We start from the raw sequence: 2,095 nt of genomic DNA on the forward strand, positions 1-2,095 counted from the left end.
CCTCTGGGCGGTCAAGATACCGCCCAGAGGGCGGCGTTACAATCATTGCTAAATTAAATGTTACAATTAAATCAATTGAGTTGATGAGTTTAATTACTATGCAATTAGGACTGCCCGATCTTTCTCAAAACTTTCAAAAAACCAAAGGACTTTTGACAGAACAAGTCGGAAAAGCAGTTAATTCTGTTTCCGAAGTAACTGCACAGGCTAAATCTTCTTTCTCCGCAAATGCTGACAAGGCAAAAGAATCTCTCACTCAAACTACCAATTCTGCCGTTGAGGTTGTAAATCAAGTTAAGAACCAGGCTTTAGTTACAGTAGCGGAGACAACTGAAAAAGCAAAGAATTCTCTATCTGAAGTTACAAATCAAGCCGTTACTCGCGTTAGTGAAACTACCAACAAAGCTGTTGATGCTGTTACTCACTCTGCCGCAACTGCTAAAGAAACACTCACTCAAGCTACTAATTCCGCCGTCACTACTCTGAATCAAACAACTAGCCAAGCTGTAGATAGTGTAAATCAAGCAACAGAAAAGGCTAAGGCTTCATTACAAGATAGCATTCATCAGGCTGAAAATATTAGCAGTGCTGCTTCAGACACTCTTCAAAATGCTCTCAACGCTAGCGTCAAAGATTGGATTAATTCTCATCCTTTAATCTTCTGGTTGGTGAGTCATCCGCTGATAGCGTTAGCAATGTTGCTGCTATCTATATTTATTATATTAGGTTTCTTCCAGGCTTTAACTAGCTTTTTTGCAAAAGGATGGTTATTTATTTTCCAACTCGCTGGGAAATTTATGCAAGCTATTTTTTTAGTGTCGGCTCTAGGTCTATTAGTAATTTTGGTGGAGTGGCTGTCAACTCATTCCCTTCAAGGAATCTGGGAGAAAATAATAATCTATCTTTACAATTGAACCGAGTTCAATCAAATAGTTCGGAGTCTCAGGAACGACTTGCTAATATTTTGACAAGGTTAGAGGCGATTCGACAAGAGCAGAATCAGCTTTTACAGGAAGCCGAGGCTATTTTGAGCAAGCAATTTAATTCAGAGTGAGCAGTTGTGGGGCGATCGCAACCTTTGTTCTATTTTTTGCTAAGATGATTCTAACTTCTAGAATGACAGCTATGGAAAATGACCTTTTGTTGCGAATTACACTAGATCCGAATATCTGTCACGGTAAACCCTGCATTCGGGGGCTGCGATATCCCGTCGAATTCCTCTTAGAATTGCTGAGTTCTGGGATGAGTAACGATGAAATTTTATCGGACTACGAGGATTTAGAACGAGAGGATATTTTAGCAGTTTTGCTATTTGCAACTCGTCTAACTCAGGTAAAAAGTATTTACAAAGTAACTCTATGAAGTTTTTAGTAGATGCACAGTTGCCAAGCGTTTAGCCCAGTTTCTACTATCGGCTGGTTACGAGACAGTTCATACCCAAGAGCTACCGCAAAAAACGCTAAGTTGGATGTAGAAATTAAGGCTATTTCCCTTAAGGAAAATCGAGTAGTTGTTACCAAAGATAGAGATTTTTGGGATTCATTTCTGATTCGCAAAGAACCTTATAAATTATTGATACTGACTACTGGAAATATTATAAATGTAGAACTAGAAGTATTATTTTTAAATAATCTGCCACAGTTAGCTGAACTTTTTCAGCAACATTCCTTAATAGAAATGAGCCGGGACGCGATCGTTGTTCGCGAATGATTCCAGCGATGTACAGCAGTCGAGGCGGAGGAAAGAGAAGGGGAATTTACCTTCTCTTTCCATGTTCCGGCGATCGCACCTCGTGGTAAATTTAAAATATCCAAACTTTTCTTTAAAAGCCCATAGATCGCTGTTTGCAGCCGATCGCCGAATAAGCCATGCCCGATTACTTCTCAGACGATTTAAAATGGACGCTTGAAGCCAAAGCCAAGCTGAAAAATATTCCCTATTTTGTTCGGGGACAAGCACGAATGCGGATAGAGCATTTGGCCCGCGAAGCTGAAAAGGAAGTTGTAACTGTTGAGCTGGTTGAGCAAGCTCGCCTAGAATTTGGTCAGTAAATGCTTTTAACGCCGCCCTCTGGGCGGTTCCTGATACCGCCCAG

General features: G+C 40.5%; 4 protein-coding genes. All 4 read left to right on the top strand.

What is annotated here, in order from left to right:
- The coding region (locus tag PN499_RS11530; protein ID WP_272032016.1) for a hypothetical protein at positions 1-914 on the top strand (914 nt) is incomplete at its 5' end.
- Positions 915-1,125: 211 nt separating this feature from the next.
- Entirely contained in the window at positions 1,126-1,362 is a 237-nt protein-coding gene (locus PN499_RS11535) for a DUF433 domain-containing protein (protein WP_272032017.1), read from the top strand.
- 12 nt (positions 1,363-1,374) lie between these two features.
- Positions 1,375-1,710: a DUF5615 family PIN-like protein gene (locus PN499_RS11540; RefSeq protein ID WP_272032018.1), complete on the top strand. Its 336-nt coding sequence runs from the start codon at positions 1,375-1,377 to the stop codon at positions 1,708-1,710.
- A gap of 158 nt (positions 1,711-1,868) precedes the next feature.
- Positions 1,869-2,051 carry a PCP reductase family protein gene (locus PN499_RS11545; protein WP_007355478.1) on the top strand — a complete coding sequence of 61 codons (183 nt, stop codon included), beginning with the start codon at positions 1,869-1,871 and terminating at the stop codon, positions 2,049-2,051.
- Positions 2,052-2,095 lie beyond the last annotated feature (44 nt).

Source organism: Kamptonema animale CS-326 (genome assembly GCF_028330895.1).
Lineage (GTDB): Bacteria > Cyanobacteriota > Cyanobacteriia > Cyanobacteriales > Microcoleaceae > Kamptonema > Kamptonema formosum.